At 44.7% G+C, this 18,081-nt stretch carries 14 protein-coding genes and 1 pseudogene; 11 read left to right on the plus strand and 4 right to left on the minus strand.

Annotated elements, in window-relative coordinates; all coding sequences use genetic code 11:
- Window positions 1–45 precede the first annotated feature (45 nt).
- The 8 genes from dapC (at window position 46) to QL898_RS10980 (ending at window position 9,152) form a co-directional block, all read left to right on the plus strand.
- Window positions 46–1,275, plus strand: a complete 1,230-nt coding sequence (gene dapC, locus QL898_RS10945) for a succinyldiaminopimelate transaminase (protein WP_290176819.1) — start codon at window positions 46–48, stop codon at window positions 1,273–1,275.
- Window positions 1,276–1,428: 153 nt separating this feature from the next.
- A complete protein-coding gene (locus QL898_RS10950) occupies window positions 1,429–3,414 on the plus strand; it encodes a DUF294 nucleotidyltransferase-like domain-containing protein (protein WP_290176820.1) in 1,986 nt (661 codons plus the stop codon).
- Window positions 3,415–3,496: 82 nt separating this feature from the next.
- Window positions 3,497–4,102, plus strand: a complete 606-nt coding sequence (locus QL898_RS10955) for a 3'-5' exonuclease (protein ID WP_290176821.1) — start codon at window positions 3,497–3,499, stop codon at window positions 4,100–4,102.
- 151 nt (window positions 4,103–4,253) lie between these two features.
- Window positions 4,254–6,314 carry a D-alanyl-D-alanine carboxypeptidase gene (locus tag QL898_RS10960; protein WP_290176822.1) on the plus strand — a complete coding sequence of 687 codons (2,061 nt, stop codon included), beginning with the start codon at window positions 4,254–4,256 and terminating at the stop codon, window positions 6,312–6,314.
- Window positions 6,315–6,383: 69 nt separating this feature from the next.
- Window positions 6,384–6,869: an ABZJ_00895 family protein gene (locus QL898_RS10965; protein ID WP_160023063.1), complete on the plus strand. Its 486-nt coding sequence runs from the start codon at window positions 6,384–6,386 to the stop codon at window positions 6,867–6,869.
- 185 nt (window positions 6,870–7,054) lie between these two features.
- Window positions 7,055–7,603, plus strand: coding sequence for a YetF domain-containing protein (locus tag QL898_RS10970; protein ID WP_201548370.1), 549 nt, complete (start codon window positions 7,055–7,057; stop codon window positions 7,601–7,603).
- Between the two features lie 85 nt (window positions 7,604–7,688).
- On the plus strand, window positions 7,689–8,177 hold the full coding sequence (rlmH, locus tag QL898_RS10975) for a 23S rRNA (pseudouridine(1915)-N(3))-methyltransferase RlmH (protein ID WP_057758501.1): 489 nt from the start codon (window positions 7,689–7,691) through the stop codon (window positions 8,175–8,177).
- Between the two features lie 84 nt (window positions 8,178–8,261).
- On the plus strand, window positions 8,262–9,152 hold the full coding sequence (locus QL898_RS10980) for a class III extradiol ring-cleavage dioxygenase (protein ID WP_290176823.1): 891 nt from the start codon (window positions 8,262–8,264) through the stop codon (window positions 9,150–9,152).
- Window positions 9,153–9,183: 31 nt separating this feature from the next.
- Here QL898_RS10980 and QL898_RS10985 read toward each other — a convergent pair whose 3' ends face one another.
- Window positions 9,184–10,677 (minus strand): amidase, encoded by a 1,494-nt coding sequence (locus QL898_RS10985; protein WP_290176824.1) that lies wholly within the window; start codon window positions 10,675–10,677, stop codon window positions 9,184–9,186.
- A 327-nt stretch (window positions 10,678–11,004) separates the two neighbouring features.
- Window positions 11,005–14,328 carry a DNA translocase FtsK 4TM domain-containing protein gene (locus QL898_RS10990; protein ID WP_290176825.1) on the minus strand — a complete coding sequence of 1,108 codons (3,324 nt, stop codon included), beginning with the start codon at window positions 14,326–14,328 and terminating at the stop codon, window positions 11,005–11,007.
- 547 nt (window positions 14,329–14,875) lie between these two features.
- On the opposite strand from QL898_RS10990, the gene trxB reads away from it, so the two are divergent.
- The 3 genes from trxB to QL898_RS11005 are packed head-to-tail and all read left to right on the plus strand — an operon-like array spanning window position 14,876 to window position 17,169.
- A complete protein-coding gene (gene trxB / locus QL898_RS10995; protein ID WP_057758497.1) occupies window positions 14,876–15,898 on the plus strand; it encodes a thioredoxin-disulfide reductase in 1,023 nt (340 codons plus the stop codon).
- Window positions 15,899–16,705, plus strand: coding sequence for a leucyl/phenylalanyl-tRNA--protein transferase (gene aat / locus QL898_RS11000; protein WP_290176826.1), 807 nt, complete (start codon window positions 15,899–15,901; stop codon window positions 16,703–16,705). It abuts the gene before it with no gap.
- A 29-nt stretch (window positions 16,706–16,734) separates the two neighbouring features.
- A complete protein-coding gene (locus QL898_RS11005) occupies window positions 16,735–17,169 on the plus strand; it encodes a MerR family transcriptional regulator (RefSeq protein ID WP_102078510.1) in 435 nt (144 codons plus the stop codon).
- 94 nt (window positions 17,170–17,263) lie between these two features.
- Here the strand turns inward: QL898_RS11005 and rimI are convergent, their stop codons facing one another.
- Both rimI and tuf read right to left on the minus strand, forming a co-directional pair.
- Window positions 17,264–17,758 (minus strand): ribosomal protein S18-alanine N-acetyltransferase, encoded by a 495-nt coding sequence (rimI, locus tag QL898_RS11010; RefSeq protein ID WP_290176828.1) that lies wholly within the window; start codon window positions 17,756–17,758, stop codon window positions 17,264–17,266.
- A gap of 197 nt (window positions 17,759–17,955) precedes the next feature.
- A pseudogene (tuf, locus tag QL898_RS11015) lies at window positions 17,956–18,081 on the minus strand (elongation factor Tu); the annotation flags it as partial.

Genomic DNA, 18,081 nt, shown 5'->3' on the forward strand with positions numbered 1-18,081 from the left:
TCTTTATAACTTTATTATTAATTGTCTATTATAGTTATCACACTTATGAATCACAACTTAAAGCATCTACATCCTTATCCATTCGCCAAGATGGCAACATTACTTGCCGATAGCAAGCCTGCCAACGGTTACAGCGAAATAAAGCTCGGTATTGGTGAGCCAAAACATGAGCCCCCTGCATTTGTGCTGGACGTCCTACGCGAAAACTTGGACAAAATAAGTCGTTATCCGACTACAAACGGTATGTTTGAGCTGCGCCAAACCATCGCCCATTGGTTAGAGAAACGGTTTTTTCTAAATCACGTTGATGCCAATACTCAAGTATTACCAGTAATGGGCACACGTGAAGCGATTTTTAGCTTCGTACAAGCGGTCGTTGATCATGATGTAGCTGACAAAGAGAGCAATTCTTTAGCGTCTGATACATCGCCTACGGTTGTCATGCCCAACCCGTTTTATCAGATATATGAAGGCGCAGCGATACTGGCACAGGCAACGCCTTACTTTGTCCCTTGTACATCAGATAATGGCTATAAAGGTGACTATCGCGCGGTGCCAAAAGACGTCTGGACGCGTACACAGCTATTGTTTGTCTGTAGTCCAAACAATCCAACAGGCTCTGTCATGACAATGGATGACTGGGAATACCTCATTCGTCTATCAGATCAGTACGGTTTTATTATTGCCAGTGACGAGTGTTATAGCGAACTGTATTTTGATACAGCTCCGATTGGATTGCTTCAAGCCTGTGCGGCCCTTGGTCGCCGTGATTTCAAAAACTGTATTGTGTTCCACTCTCTATCCAAACGTTCAAACTTACCAGGTTTGCGCTCTGGGTTTGTGGCTGGTAATGCCAAAATTTTGCAGGCTTATTTGCAATATCGTACTTACCAAGGTTGTGCGATGCCGATACCTCATCAGCTCGCCTCTATCGCTGCGTGGCAAGACGAAAAACACGTCGCTCATAATCGAGCGCTATATCAAGAAAAGTTTGCCCTATGGATGTCTGAGCTTGGTGAGTTGCTAGAGTTACGCATGCCTGATGCTGGGTTTTACTTCTGGGTCAAAGTACCTGAGCAGTTCGATGGTGATGATGAAATCTTTGTCAAAGCGTTGTATGAGCAAGCCAATATTCATGCATTGGCAGGACGCTATTTGTCACGTGAAGTTGATGGTCACAATCCTGGACAAAGTTATGTGCGTATCGCTTTGGTCGCCAGTGTCGATGAGAGCCGAGAAGCAATCAGTCGTATCCGCAGCCTACTAAACACTTAGAGCTAATTAGAAAAATCTACTGTAGCTGGGATAAATGACGCAGTAGCAAAAAGCTTTCAATAATCCTATTTATATTGTGGTTATTGGAGGCTTTCTGTTTTATTAATGCTATAGTAAAGTCTCTACCGAAAATATGCCATCAAGGATGATGCCATGCCCCATCTTGACTTTAGCCAACCGCCCTTTGATGTATTGAGCTTAGCCGAGCGTCAAAGCATTAGAAAAAACACCCAAATACGCTACCTTGCCAAAAACGAGAGCTTGCCTGTAGAAGAACTGCAATGTCTATATGTCGTCATCAAAGGGCAGATCGAGCAATCACTAGATGGTGAATTTGTCGCGTCCTATGTAGGTAGCAATCACGCTGACGGTCTTAATAATAACGATTGGTTTGATAGTCGCCGCCTACCTGAATCACTTGCCAAGGATAATCAGCTAGAGCCTGAAAGTACGTCCATACAGCCCTATCAATTCCGAGCTAATGAAGAGACGTTACTGCTCCAAGTCGCTGGTGATGCTATCGATAAAATCAGTGCACAAAATCATCTGGTACGCCAAATGCTATCAGACAAACTGCCTGAACGATTAAAAGCATTGCGCCAACGACGTCATAATAAAACGCTAGATCCTGCAAGCTATACTAACCAACAAGAAGTACAGCAAATTATGCTGCAGCCAGTGATAGATGTTCATCTATTACCAGTCCATATCGTCGATGCCAATGACAGCTTGTACGAAGCGGCCCGCATCATGACCAAAGCTGGACTAAAACATGTGCTGGTCCGGTCGCTACATAGCTTAGAGGGTTTAAATGAAGTAAATAGTTTAAATGGTTCGGATAGCTCACAAACAGCGCAATATGAGACAGGATTACTCTTAGGGATTCTGACCGATACTGATATTTGTCGCGCGGTAAGTGATAAACAAGATCCTGCTACTACTCTTTGCCAGCGCTATGCAAATTTTAATCTCCGTACCATCAAAGCCAGTGATGAGATTGGCGATGCGCTGCTGACCATGACTCGCTATCGTATTCATAGACTGCCAGTTATTGATAAGAGTGGCGATGTCGTCGGTGTGCTTGGGCAAAGCGATATGCTCGCTCACATTGGCCATCATTCACAGCTCATTAGTATTCAAATCGAACAAGCACAGGACTTATCGAGCCTAGATACCGCTGTTGAGCTGATCGGTCGCTATATTCGAGCACAGCATCACAATGGTGTCAAAATCGGCAATATCAGTCGTATGGTACAGACGCTAAATGCGCAGGTGTTTACCAAACTATGGCAGCTAATCGTACCTGATGAAGTGATGGCCAATACCTGCCTTATTGTTATGGGTTCAGAAGGGCGCGGTGAGCAAATCATGCGTACCGATCAGGACAATGCGCTCATCATTCGTGATGGCTATACGCATCCTGATCTAGCACAGTTTGCTGATACTTTTAATAGCCATTTAGCAACGCTTGGCTACCCACTGTGTGATGGTAATATCATGATGACCAATCCTATGTGGCGACAACCGCTCAAGCAATTCACTGCGCAAATTGGCCTATGGTTTAGGAACTCTGACCCGATGCATGGTATTTACTTGTCTGCGATACTAGATGGTGAATACGTCTGCGGCGATGAGTCACTGCTGACTCAAGTACGTCAGCATTTAAAGCTTGCTCATCAACAAGCAGACTCTATGTTTGTCAGGCAGTTTGCACGGGCAGCGCTACAGTTTGGTGATGTTAATCAATGGTGGCAAAAGTTTGTACCTTTACTAGGCGGTAAATCAGCATCATCTGATATTGACCTAAAAAAAGCTGGTATCTTTCCCTTGGTTCATGGTATCCGCACTTTAGCATTAGAAAACAATGTGCTCGACGTGCCTAGTACCAAGGCGCGTTTAAAGGCCTTGGTGCAGATTGACGCTATGACTCAAGAACGCGCCGATACTTTGCTTGAAGCCTTAGAGTTTTTTATGGCGCAGCGCTTATCTGTGGCGCTCTCAACCGACGATAAGCATGCACGGCAAGTGGATCCAACGACTTTGACTGCGCTTGAACGTGACCTACTAAAAGAGTGTCTGGCCGTGGTCAAAAGCTTTAAAAACCAATTACGTCAACACTATCAGTTAGAAATCGCATAAATGTGGCAGTCTTAATACAGAGACTCCATGGATAGAAAAATTCTATAAATACAAAAATAGCATAGATGGATGAGCAATCAATATGAGCTGGTTACAGCAGTTATCTTGCGCTTGGCAAAAGACGCAATTGCAGCGTCCAGAGTTGGCCTCAATGTTTACGACACCTTCGGCTGAGCAGTGGGTGGCGATTGACTGCGAAATGACAGGATTGAACCCCAAGAAGCATCACCTGCTGTCTGTAGCAGCGATACATATTAATGGCAATACCATCGACACAGGTAATGGCATGCATTTGGTTTGCAGACCTCCTGTGATGCCAGACCGCGACACTATTGTCATTCATGGCTTGCGTACCGCCGACGTTGAACATGGCATGAGTTACGATGACATGTTGGCCCTACTACTACCATTCATAGGTAATCGACCAATTATTGGATTCTGTACACAGCTAGACATGGCTTTTTTGAATCCATTGGTCAAACGCTATATGGGAACCTCGCTACCAAACGAAGTCATAGATTTGCGTCACCTTTACAGTCGGCGTATCAGCGGACATACACAAGGGCTCTCTAACCAAGCCCAACATCTAAATCGTATCCTAGCCCATTACAACATTCCTGAACTGGGCGCGCATGATGCTTATAACGATGCTGTCATGACGGCGATGGCTTTTTTGCATGTGCGTTAGCAGTAAAGCATGCTCTCAGTTCAATCGATAGTTAGAATTAGTTATCTAAATAAGGGCGTCGTTATTGCTAAAATTGTGCTTCTGACATCGTGTGCGAAAACAGCAACTCATGTTACCATAGGCTGTTTTTTCCACCTGATGAAAAATGCTCATGCGATACCCTTCTAAACGCCGTCATTACTCTACTGCTGCAACCAAAACCACCACGCTTTGTCGCCATTTGCGACCGTTAGACGGGCTTAATAAACGTCTATCTAGGTTAGCGTTATTGGCAACGGTTATAGTCGCACCGATACATGCTCAAGCCGTTTTACCAGCAGCCATTCAAAAAGCCTTGGCACGTGCCGATTTGACAGAAGCGGATATCAGTATCGTTATTACACCTGTGGGTGACAAGGCTGCTAGCCGTCTGCCTGCTCCTATTCAAGTCATTGATAGTGATGAACCTGACAGCCAATCTGCATCTACTATAGTATCTGAGCACCCAACTACAGACACCTCTACGGATACAAGTAGCAGCGACCCGAGCCACCAGAGCGCCTTAGTTACCATAGAGCAGCGCACCATTGAAAAGCACGAGCAAAAAATACATGCTTATACCGATGACCCTTATACTTATCAGAGCGTAGAGAGCATTCCAACAGTCATCCCTGATGAATCTCAGCATACGCTTACTCAGAACACCAAAGAACAAGATACTGCGAGCAATAATAAAACCTCTATAAAGATTTCATTTTCGCCTTTGCTGGATCACCAGTCTGACATCCCTCGTACGCCTGCCAGCACCATGAAACTTGTGCCTAGCTTTATCGCTTTGGACACTTTAGGGGCCGATTTTGTGTGGCATACACGGGTTTATCACACAGGTATTGTCATCGGCAACCGTCTACATGGTGACTTGATTATTCAAGGTAGTGGCGACCCAAAAATGACCCACGAGCGCTTAAAGCAGTTACTGTATAAAGTGCAAGCATCAGGTATTCGTCATATCGATGGTGACATCATCGTCGACAGCACGGTTTTTAATAATGTTAGTAAAGACCCTGCCGTCTTTGATAACTCACCTCTACGCCCTTATAACGCCAGCCCAGATGGGTTTTTGGTTAACTTTAGCACCATTGGTATCAAAACTTACCCTCAAGATAATGGTCAAGCAAGTATGACCTATAAGCCGCGGTTAGCCAACTATCAGCTGCCTGCTACAATCAATACCCGTGCAGCCAGTTGTGGGCAAGCAAACTATAGCCTAGCGCCGCAGTGGCGAAATACGCAGCTTGTGTTAAATGCCAGTCTGCCAGAGAGCTGCGGCGAGCATGTTTTTTACGTGGCGTATCCCAATGCCAAAGAGTTTGCTGCACACGTCATCGCTGCCAAATGGCAAGCGTTGGGGAATACTTTGAGTGGGCAGGTAATCTCACAAGAAACCCCTTATGATATGACCAAGACGACAAAACGAGCGCACGGCCTTACGGCTATCGCGATGTCTCCTCTACCTATGGTCAGCTATCCGTCGTTGAATTTAACCGAGCAGATTCATGACATTAACCACTTCTCAAACAATGTCATGGCTGAGCAAGTGGCGTTATCTATAGGCGCTTACGATAAAGAAAGGCTGACTCATTCAATACCTGCTAGCATAACTGCGACTAGTCCAAGCAGTCATGAAGTCAAAGCTAGTAATGAAGTCAAAGCTAGTAATGAGATGGATAATAAAGTAGCGGCTGTTAAATCTAGTGGTAAAAAGGCTGATAGCTTATATCAGTTTGGTAAACCTGCTACGACAGACTATCCCGCAGCCTTACAAACCATCAATCAATGGTGGCAAACCAATCTCAGTACACCGCCACCCCATTTGACCAATGGCTCAGGACTTTGCCGCGAGTGTACAATCACCGCAGCCAACCTAAGCGAGCTACTGACTTATGCTTATAGTCGACCAAATTTTGATGCCTATGTCGATTCGTTAGGTGTCGCTGGGGTTAGTGGCACTATTGCCGCTCATGGCGATCGCTTGCCTGAATCTGCAGCCACTGGCCGCGCATGGATAAAAACTGGCACGTTAAATAACGTCACTTCAATGGCAGGTTACGTCAAAGGGCTGTCAGGACAGGATTATGTTGTCGTCGGTATAATCAATACTGATCAAGCATTAAATCCTTATGCAGCGCGACCTGTATTAGATGCCATGCTCGACTGGACGGCACAGCGTTGATATTTTAATTAACGCTTTAAGACGTTGTATCATCCATACTCTATTTTTTACCTTTATAAAGGTTAGCTTATGTCACGCCAGACAACCAGTCTTAACAAACCCCAAACGCTTGTACAAGTGCAGCCCAAACTGGCTCGATATGTCGGTTTTTTTGCGATTGGATACACGCTTGCCAGTACCATATTTATGATGATACAGACCAAACTTGCGCTCAATCCACAACTGGTCATGGTGGTTTCTATTATCGTGGGTGCTTATATCGCTGTCAGTAAATTTATCAAACATCAGAAGCGAGCATTAGCACGAGATGAGATTAATAAGTTGATGTTTGGTGGGGTTATGATTGTCTGGATGCTGACGGTCATTTATTTTTCAGCCATCTGGTTTTGGCTGTTTGATACGATAAGCCGTGAGGTCCTGTTCGAGATGGCGATGCAGCGTCCACTGCCCTTGCTTTCATCACTAATGCTAATGCTGGTTCTCACTCTAGTCAGTGCGCGAATCAGTCTATGGTCTATCAATAGACTATTAGACCCTATACGCAAATCAACGTAAGTACAAACCATCATCCACAAGGTGCTACAAAGTTTTCCCCTGCTAATGCGTAAAATCCGTTAGGCTAAGTTTAGGGCGTGCCATTATTTTAGGAATAGTACTAAAAATGAGACAAAGTAAGACGCGCCCTAGTAAGTAAAGTTTTAGTGATGACTTGTTTTACCTTTATAATAGGAGCGAACATTATGGACATGATCTTTTTTGACAACGTAGACAAGCTTGGTCGTATTGTTTTAACGACTGTTATGGTTTACGTGTTGATCGTGACAGTTACCAAAATCTCTGGCAAACGCTCGACGTCGCAGCTTAACAACTTCGATTGGATCGTGACGGTCATGATCGGCTCGTTAGGTGCCAGTACGATTTTGCTCAAAGACATCCCCTTTGTTGAAGGGGTGTCGTCTATTTTAGTATTGTACCTATTGCAATTTGTAGTGACCAAATATGCGTCTGTTTCACCGCAATTTAGTAACTTTATTTTATCAGAGCCGCGTATCGTTTTTTATCAAGGACAGTTTTTGCCAGATGCCATGCGTGATGAGCGCTTGACGCGTCAAGAAATCGAATGTGCCATGCGTACTGAAGGGATTAATAGTTTTGATGATGTCGAGGCCATTGTCTTTGAGTCTGATGCCAAGCTGACTGTCATTCCAAAGCCAAGCCAAAGTGATAAGAGCGATGATGATCAAAACACGAATAGCAACGTATCAGAGACGATTAACCCTCTGATGTAAATTGCAGACAATAAACAACGAACGATACAACTATTAAGAACACGGCCTAGTAAGCTTGAATTTAATTATCGAGATGGTAAGCATTATGAAAGTAAGGATTTTGACCGTTGGCAATAAAATGCCTAGCTGGGTACAGACAGGTTTTGACGAGTATTACAAACGCATTCAACCGATGCTAAGCACAGAAATTGTCGAGATTGCGGCAGCCAAGCGGGCAAAAAACCCTTCAGATGCTAATTTGGCACAGTACCGTGAGCAGGAAGGTCAGGCTATATTAGCCGCTCATAATGCATCAAGCCGAGAGCAATTGTGGGTATTAGATGTCAAAGGCAAGATGATTTCGACAGAAGGACTGGCTGATAAACTCGCTGATGGTATGCTGCAAGGCGATGATATTGCCTTGGTCATCGGCGGTGCAGATGGTGTTTCGCCAGAAGTATTAGCAAAGGCTGATGCAAAGTTATCACTATCAGCACTGACATTGCCGCATCCATTAGTTCGCGTCGTACTTATGGAGCAATTGTATCGCGCGATGAGTATCAATAATAATCATCCTTATCACCGTGGTAATTAGATAAAATCCCAATCTATTTTTTTGATTTAAAACATCAACCCTAAAATAGATTGAAATACTGGCGCACGCCCTAATAAATGCAACATGAAATATCCAAAACGTGCGACACCCAACGCCTCTAAGTCCTCTCATCAACGTGATGATCATCATAATGTGCAGACGCCTATCACAGCGGCTGCCGCATGGGAAAATACGTCTGGTGTAGCGACGAATACATCTAAGCTACCAGCGCTTTTTATCTCGCATGGCGCACCTACGCTTGCAATTGAGCAGTCTGCGACGACCAGTGCACTGGCACGTATCGGTCAAAACCTACCTAAGCCACGTGCCATCGTCATTATGTCAGCGCATTGGCAGTCAGCAAAGCTAGAGATTAGTAGTAATCCACAGCCAAAAACATGGCATGACTTTTCAGGATTTTCGCCTGAACTTTACGACATTCAGTACCCTGCTATAGGCCAGCCAGCATTGGCTGAGACACTTGCGCAGCAGCTAACCGCACGTGGTATCACTTGTAGTGTCAATCCAGTACGTGCCTGTGATCATGGTGTGTGGGCACCGCTCAGACATCTGTATCCAGAGGCAGATGTGCCTGTCGTACAGATATCACTGCCGCAACATTATGACAGTATTGCCTGCTATCAGTTAGGCGCACAATTGGCACATCTACGTGATGAACAAATCCTTGTCATCGGTTCAGGCAACATTACGCATAACTTACAAGCATTGCGCTGGGAAGCTGACAGCATCGATCAAGCAGCCAAAACGTTTAAGCAGTGGTTGCTACAGCAGCTCAAAATAGACATTCCCACGGCGCTCGATTGGCAGCAATACCCAGACTACAAAGACATTCATCCAAGTGATGAGCACTTGCTACCGCTGTTTTTTGCATTAGGTACTGGTCAGCGTGTCTCTGTCGTTCATCAAAGTATGGCCCATCATAGTTTGGGTATGGACATTTATCGCTTTGATTGAGTGCTAACAATCCAGACCATAGAATTCAATCCTACTTCTCAAAAGCGTGTTTGGTAAATAAACCTGCACGCTCCATCTCGCCCGCCACACTGAATAATGTCGCTTCATCATTCATACGCCCAATTAATTGCATACCAATCGGTAGGCCTTTTTTGCTCATACCAACGGGTACTGACATCGCGGGTAACCCTGTAACATTACCCAATAACGTAAAGCCCATCTTACCTAATACAGGGGCACTGAGCTTTTCTATCATGCCTGAGCTAAAGGCATATCTACCCATATTAAAGCCTTTATTCAGCACCTCGGCGCTACGCATCATCATCTCATCTATACGACTCGGCGGTAGCACACCATGCTTTACCGCAGGCGTGGGCACAGTCGGGCACAAAATCATATCGTAGTCTTCTAGCAATAGACCCGTCTGATACTGGCTATGATGCCAGCCATGTTTGGCATGTGCCAAATCAACCGCTGATAGCGAACGCCCAAGCAGTGCCATATTGTAGGTTTGTGGCTCTAGGTTTTTGACGTGGTCAACCCCAAACTCACGCTCGATATTATCAATCGTAAACGCCGTATGCGCGCAGACCACAACGATAAAGTCATGCCAAAACTGCTCGATATTGATGTTTGGCTCGGCTGGTACTACTTCATGACCCATAGACTCTAGTTGCTTAGCCGTTTGCTCAAGTACCGCTAGCACCTCTTTGTCCACTGTCGTATTGGCTATCAATGGCTGCTGATGCAAAGCGATTTTTAGCTTTCGCGGTGCACGCATTGCTGCTTGCAAAAACGTGCCCTCTGGTGGAGCAATAACGTAAGGCGCGCCAATCTCTGCTCCGCTAGTGGCATCTAGCATCGCTGCACTATCGCGTACTGAACGCGTAATCACATGGTCAGCCACGGCGCCTTCCCAGCCTTCACCAAGATTAGGACCCATTGGATTACGTCCACGGCTTGGCTTTAACCCAAACGTACCGCACCAAGCAGAGGGAAAACGTATCGAGCCGCCACCGTCACCACCGCCTGCCATCGGGACAATACCGCTCGCAACTGCTGCTGCACTGCCCCCTGACGAGCCGCCAGAGCTATAGCCTTTTTTGAAAGGATTATGAGTAGCACCATGCGCTTTTGGCTCAGTGGTAATAATCAGACCAAACTCAGGTGTGTTAGTCTTGCCAAAGGTATTAACGCCTGTCGCTTTCATCCGTTTGACGATTTCGCTATCTTTTTCTGAAATAATATTGACGCTGCGGCTACCCATCGTAATCGGCTCATCGGCGAAGCTAAATGATAAATCTTTTAGTAAATACGGCACGCCAGTAAATACACCTGAAGGCAACCCTGCCTGCGCGGCGTTGTAAGCGCGCTCATCAAAACGATGCACGATGGCATTTAGCTTAGGGTTGATTTGATTGGCTTGATGGACAGCAGCGTCTAGCAACTCTTTCGCGCTGACCTCACCTGAATTGACCAATGCCGCTAAGGCGAGCCCATCATACTGAGTATATTCTTTAAACATAACTAACCTTCCTTGGAGAGTAATTTTATTAAGACTGTGTAACACTCATATTTTCTAAAATTAATGACTATTTTTTCATAAACTACTGTCAGTTTAGTATAAAAAACTACGTCTAATATTTGATAAACGGACTCGTTAGTCATCTGGTCGATTTCGTCAACTAATGAACCAGTATGCGAATCTATTCTTCACGCCCTAGAGCGCATTTAATGATAATAAGAGCTTACTTCTAAACCTACAATTTATGAAAGTATTATTAAGTTTCTTCCATAAAAAAACGAGCCATTCTCATGACTCGCTTTTTCATTATTAACTTAATAATTAATCCTACATCAATAGTTCACGCTTGCCACTTTTACCCATCGAGCTGACCAATCCAGCTTCCTCCATAGAGTCGACAATACGCGCGGCACGGTTATAGCCGATGCTGAATTTACGCTGAATGCTTGAGGCAGACACTTTACGTGTTTCCATGATAAAGGCCACGGCATCATTATATAAATCATCATCTTCACCAGAGGCATTGGCTGTACTACCACCGCCTGGGCTAGACAATTCAAAATTGCCTGCCATATTATCAATATAATCAGGGGCGCCGCGCTCACGCCAAGCATCACAGACACGGTTAACTTCTTCGTCACTGACGTAAGCGCCATGCACACGATCCGGCTCGATCTGTCCTGGCCCTAAAAACAGCATATCGCCGTTGCCCAGCATGTCTTCTGCGCCGCCGCTATCCAAGATGGTACGCGAATCGACCTTTGAGTTCACACGGAGGGCGGCTCGCACTGGAATATTGGCTTTGATCAAACCGGTAATGACGTCGACTGACGGACGCTGAGTGGCGAGCATCAAATGAATACCAGCCGCGCGTGACTTTTGTGCCAACCGCGTGATCAGCTCTTCGGCCTGTTTACCGACCTGCATAATCATATCGGCGAACTCATCCGCGACAATGACAATCATGGGTAAGGTTTTTAGCTTGGGTGCTTGGCTAATACTGACGCTGTCATTCGGACGCCATAGAGGATCGAGCATTGGATTGCCTGATTTTTCCGCCGCGATGACCTTCTTATTGAACTCATTGAGCTTACGAACTTTTAGTAAGCTCATCAATTGATAGCGTCGTTCCATCTCAGCCACACACCATGACAAGCTACTGGCCGCTTCCGTCATATCGGTGACTACTGGCGTTAACAAATGTGGAATATCGTTATAGTTAGCAAGTTCAAGCTGCTTTGGATCAATCAAGATAAGACGCAGCTCATTGGGTGTATATTTGAGTAGCATCGATAGTAGCATCGAGTTGACCAATACTGATTTACCAGAACCTGTGGTACCAGCGACTAGCATATGCGGTGCACGCGCAAGGTCGGTAATGATTGGGTTACCACCGATGTCTTTACCCATCGCCATGCTAATCTGCGCTTTCGGGTCTTTGAACGTTTCGGTGTTGAGCAATTCAATCAAACGTACCATTTCACGTTTCTTGTTAGGTACTTCGATACCGATGTACGGTTTACCCGGAATTACTTCGACCACACGCAAAGAAGCCATCGATAGTGAACGCGCTAAATCACGCGAGATACCTGTCACTTTACTAGCCTTCACCCCAGCAGCCAACTCTACTTCAAAACGAGTGACGACGGGCCCTGGAATAGCATTAACCACAGAAGCCTTTACATTAAATTCTTGTAGCTTAATTTCTAATAACTCAGATAACTTTTCAAGCTCAGCCACAGTATAGCTAGGCTTGCGGTCGGGATCTGGCTTATCCAATATAGACACTTCTGGAATAGGCGTCAGGCTGCTGCGATAAGCTGCCGTTTGCATCGAGCGTGACTTTTGACTAAAAGCTGCGTCATCACTAATATGCGGCATGACCGGTACATTGATGTCGTCATCACTGTCGTCCTCTGGCATCATATCAGTGATATGGTTGCTACTATCGCCCTCTGGGACAGCAAAACTAACAGATGGTTGCACGGGCGCTTTCGGCTCAGGCTGTACATTTGAGGCTGGGCTAGTCACTCCCACCGTTGGCGCTGCTTTTGGATTGGCAGGAGGCGTATTGGTTGGTGTCATGTCTGAAACGTCTGGCACATCTGGCAATGCAGGCTCAGTCTTTACTGTTATTGGAGCAACTTCAGGCTCAGGGGCTACTGCTATTTTTTCAGTATGTGGCAACTCTACAGGCGTATCAGACGATTGATTGGCTGACTCCTGTGCAAAGCTAATAGGCTCTTCTACGACAGGTTCTGGTGTCTTCTCTTGTACTACTGGCTCAGCTACGACGGTTTCCTGAACAGTCTTAGAGTCTTCATACGTTTCTACAATAGACTCTGTAGGTTCTGATATGTCAGCATGCTCTGCCAACCATGCTTCTGCTAATTTATCTACTTCTGCAGTCTCATGTGTCGTAGAGATTTTAGGCTCATCAGGTTCAATGACTGGCTGACTGGCTAAATCGCTTTGTACTGACTCATCAACCGATTCCGTCGTGGTAGTTACTACAGTAGCAGGTACTGCTTTCTCTAACGATGCCGTGGTACTAGTACCCGTTTGGGAATAGTTGGGTACAGGCATAGCGGAACTGCCCATACTATTGGCGCTGTAAGCCATTTGCTCACTTGCAAGTAAGTCATCGACCGTATTGGCATCATTCCACGCAAAGCTTGGCTCAACTTTGCGAGCAATAGGTGCAGTCAAGTTTAGTGACACTGGCTGGACTGTACTATTAACCGTATCGTCAGTAGAGTTACTAAACGAGCCTGTATCGATATCTACCTGCTCACCTTTTGAGCTATTAGGTGTCGCCGCTGCTTTTGCTGCGATGACAGAGGCTTTGACACTATCTGCCAATCCTGAGGTTGCCAAAAAGTCTGACAAGACACTACCGAAACGTCCGCTACTGCTGACGTCTTGAGTAACGCTAGTATTTTCAGCAGACTGTAACTCCAATGGCAGCTGCTCATGCTCTACTTTCTTATCTACCGTTTCATCTAAGTTCTGGCTATTATCTTGTAATGTACTACTTGGTTCAGTAGCGTCGACAGCATCCTGACTTTTTACACCTGAACCAAGCCACGATAGCGCACGAACCTTTTGATATATCGTCATCCAATGGATATTAAAGGCAAACGTAGCGGTAATCACAACAAATACTGCTAAGAAAACCACACTCCCCCACTGCGATAGCAGCTGTGCCAAACGCGCCTGTAACTCTAGCCCGATAATGCCACCAGCGACACCTTCGAGGCCGATTGCGTCAGGGTTCGTGACTTGTTGAACTAAAGAGACCAATTGTGCAAATAATGCGCTAGCACTTAATAGTAAAAACACATAAGCGACCAATCGCATGAGCCAAAATGTTGGCTTGTTTTCCCACCAAATCAAGATAGATTCATAAACCACAAACGCCAAAAACCACCAAGCACCAAACCCAAAAAAGCTATAAAGCAAATCGGATAGCCATGCGCCTGCCTCGCCGCCCATGTTATTAATCGTAGTCATATCACTACTGATGTGCGACCAGCTAGGATCGTTGCCTGTGTAAGTCATCAAAATGACGAACAGATAAACGGCCAGTATTAACCCAAGGAGGGTAAACATTCCCTTTTTTAAATACTCAATAAGCGGTGCTGATATCACGTAAGATCTGCCTTGTTATTAATACTAAATGGTCGCCAATGCATGACTAAGCCTAATCATGCTGACATAAAGTGTTGACATAAATGTACCGAGCGAAGTGTTTGTTTGGCATGTGCCGATTGTAGAGCCTTGAAACAACCGTTATCGCTTGGCTCCTACTACACTTGGCATAACTTCTTATAATAACAAATACATAGGTGCAGTGGCGACAGTCTTCTCAAGAAAGCGTATAAGAAAGTAAATCAGGAGACACTTTCCGTAAGAAAACAGCTGGTTAGCGAAACACGAGTGGCAAAATATGGCTAACTGTATTGCCTAAATTCTATAAAATAGTCTCTGTTTTTACACTTATGTTCCAAAGTTATTTATTCTTTGATTCTAATGATACCTGTGTTTGTTTTAGCAAACTTGCACTTTGTGCGCTGTGCCCTTATGTTATTATCACACAGCAATTAGAAGAAGCATATTCGTAGTCATTTTTGATATTCCTCTTTTATTATATTTATAACTTACATTTTTAATTCGTATATTTAGCAAGGAACAACTCATGGCAACTGACACTACTGCTCCACGTCACGAAAAGCTCATTATTTTAGGCTCAGGCCCTGCTGGCTACTCTGCCGCAGTCTATGCAGCACGCGCTAACCTTAAGCCAGTTATGGTTACTGGTATGGAAGTCGGTGGACAATTAACCACCACTACCGAAGTCGACAACTGGCCAGGCGATGCGCATGATTTGACAGGTCCTGCATTGATGGAACGTATGAAGGCACATGCTGAGCGTTTCGGTACTGAACTGGTCTACGATCACATCAACGAAGTAAACCTAAACGAGCGTCCTTTTCAATTGACAGGTAACAACGGTAGCTATACTTGTGACGCGCTCATTATCTCAACTGGTGCCTCTGCACAGTACTTGGGACTAGAATCAGAGACTAAGTTCAGAGGACTTGGTGTATCAGCCTGCGCTACTTGTGATGGTTTCTTTTATAAGAACCAAAAAGTTGCGGTAATTGGTGGTGGTAATACAGCAGTTGAAGAAGCTTTGTACTTATCTAATATTGCGTCTGAAGTGACCTTAGTGCATCGCCGTGACAGCCTACGCTCTGAAAAAATCTTGCAAGACAAGCTATTTGAAAAAGCCAAAAATGGTAATGTCAAAATCGAATGGAACCACCAAGTAAAAGAAGTCGTCGGTGATGACATGGGCGTCAATGGCGTCGTCATCGAATCTATGATTGATGGCAGCACTAAACAACTAGATACAATGGGTATGTTTGTCGCTATTGGTCATAAGCCAAACACTGACTTGTTCAAAGGTCAATTGGACATGAAAGATGGCTATCTAATCGTTAATAGTGGCTTGAATGGTAATGCTACTCAGACCAGTATCGAAGGTGTGTTTGCCGCAGGTGACGTAGCAGATCACGTTTACCGTCAAGCTATCACTTCTGCTGGCACTGGCTGTATGGCTGCGCTAGATGCTGAAAAGTACTTGGATGCACTGGGCGAAACCGTCGCTCGTGATCACACTTACGATTCAACATTAACTGCAGATAAAGAAGCCTAAATGGGCAACTTTACTCAACAGCACGATAAACACATTACGCCTGAGACTTTAAAAAGTCTTGGGTGTTATGACTTTCCTGATCCCGTTTCTATCGATCCTGATGGTATTGGCATCGTCGCTATGGGCGGTGACCTAGCACCTGAAACGCTGATATCAGCCTACGCTCAGGGGCTATTTCCTTGGTTTAACGAAGATGAGCCTATTGCTTGGTGGTGTCCTGAGCCGCGTTGCGTGATTGTCCCCTCTGCCTATCAACCGAGCAAGTCTCTACGTAAGCAAGCAAATCGCGAACGTTGGCAATTGACGCTTAATCAAGCTTTTGACGATGTCATACACGCCTGTAGCTTACCGCGCAGTAATGGCCTTAATGACAATCATCCCGAAGGTGAGCATACTTGGATTCATGATGAGATGATCGAAGCCTATACCAAATTGCATGCGCAAGGCTTTGCTCATAGCATTGAAGTTTGGGACGAGGCAGGTCAACTGATTGGCGGATTGTACGGATTAAAAATAAACGGCATCTATTTTGGTGAATCAATGTTTCATCGAGCGTCTAATGCGTCAAAGCTAGCGTTTTGGGGTCTGATGCGCCTGTGTGAACAAAGTGATGTCGCACTCGTCGACTGTCAGTTACCGAACGATCATTTGATGAGCTTAGGTGCGACTACTTTACCGCGTGCTGATTTCCTAGCTCAGTTAGACAACTTAATAGGCAGCCAGTCTGTGCCATGGCAAAAGCACTCTCATAAACCATTATCCGTATCGCTACTGGATAGCGATACGCCGTGGCAACTAGAGTTATGATTATCATAGCGAAAAAATAAGAGGTTATTATGGCACTTGATACATCGTTTCTATTGATTGGAGAATTAGCAGCAAAGGCCAATACGACCAAAGATACGGTTCGCCATTATGAGCAATTAGGCCTACTAAAATCTCGCAAGCGTCAGGCAGGCTCACGTCTATATACCGAATTTCATCCAGAATGTATCGAACGCATAGAGCTGATCAAAAGTGCGCAAGCTATTGGCTTTACGCTTACTGAAATCAAAAACAGTCTAAATGATTATTATGATGGTCACTTGGATATTGATTCGCAGCTCATACTCACTCAGCAAAAATTAGAACAGGTTAAAAAACAGCAAGCCAATATCAGCATAATGGTTGAGCTACTAAGCGAACGCTTGGATATTTTAGGTCGAATGAAAGCCGATAGTGATTATCAGCTTGATGTGGAAGTCTGTAAAAAGAAAATTCCTCTGCAATAAAGTTTAAATCTTAGTTAATTCTGCTCTTATATCGTAGTCATTACAGCTACCTTAACTACAATCACTTATTTTTTATTAAGCTTTATTTTCTTTATTAAACATAAGTATGCTGCATGATTAATGCATCCACTGCTTGTTTGTGTGGCATTCTATAATAGCCTTTGCGTCTATGAATGATGCTAAACGCTTGTTGCTCGTATAACGATATCGCCGCTGTATTATCTGCACGTACTTCCAACAAAAGACTCTCTACCTGATTAAGCTGTAACAGCTCATGCAGTTTATTCAATACCTGTGAAGCAATGCCTTGGCGTTGGTACTTTGGATCAGTTCCGATACGTAACACCTCTGCTTGCTCAAAAGTCATTTGATATAAGCAATAGCCAACTATCTCACGGTAAGAAGTACTCTCTTCTTCGATTTTATCGTAAGCAGTCAATAGACGAATACTGTCCTGCTCAAGCAACTCAGTCAATGTTTTCTGATTCCAAGCATCATCTGGTTGCACCATCGCTTCTATATTAGCGACGGTTTGAATAACGTTTTCAAGTTCTACTGCATTCGTTGGTAGTGCTTCTATCACAAACATGACGTTCCTTTTACATGATTATTATTAGGCTGTTTTTATTATTATATTATGCTTAGATGATATATGTAGAGCTTGCCACACAGTCATTCATGTAGCTCCGTAATTATACAATCAATATTTATCGCAAAAAAAGGCCACCCTAGATAGGATGGCCTTTTTTATGACTAATTCATAAGCTCATTGCTGAGTCTTAATGATTAGTTCAATACGTTAGCAACAACACCAGCGCCTACAGTACGGCCGCCTTCACGAATAGCGAAGCGAAGACCTTTGTCCATAGCGATTGGGTGGATAAGCTCTACGCCCATCTCAACGTTATCACC

The organism is Psychrobacter sp. APC 3279 (genome assembly GCF_030407795.1).
Classification (GTDB): domain Bacteria; phylum Pseudomonadota; class Gammaproteobacteria; order Pseudomonadales; family Moraxellaceae; genus Psychrobacter.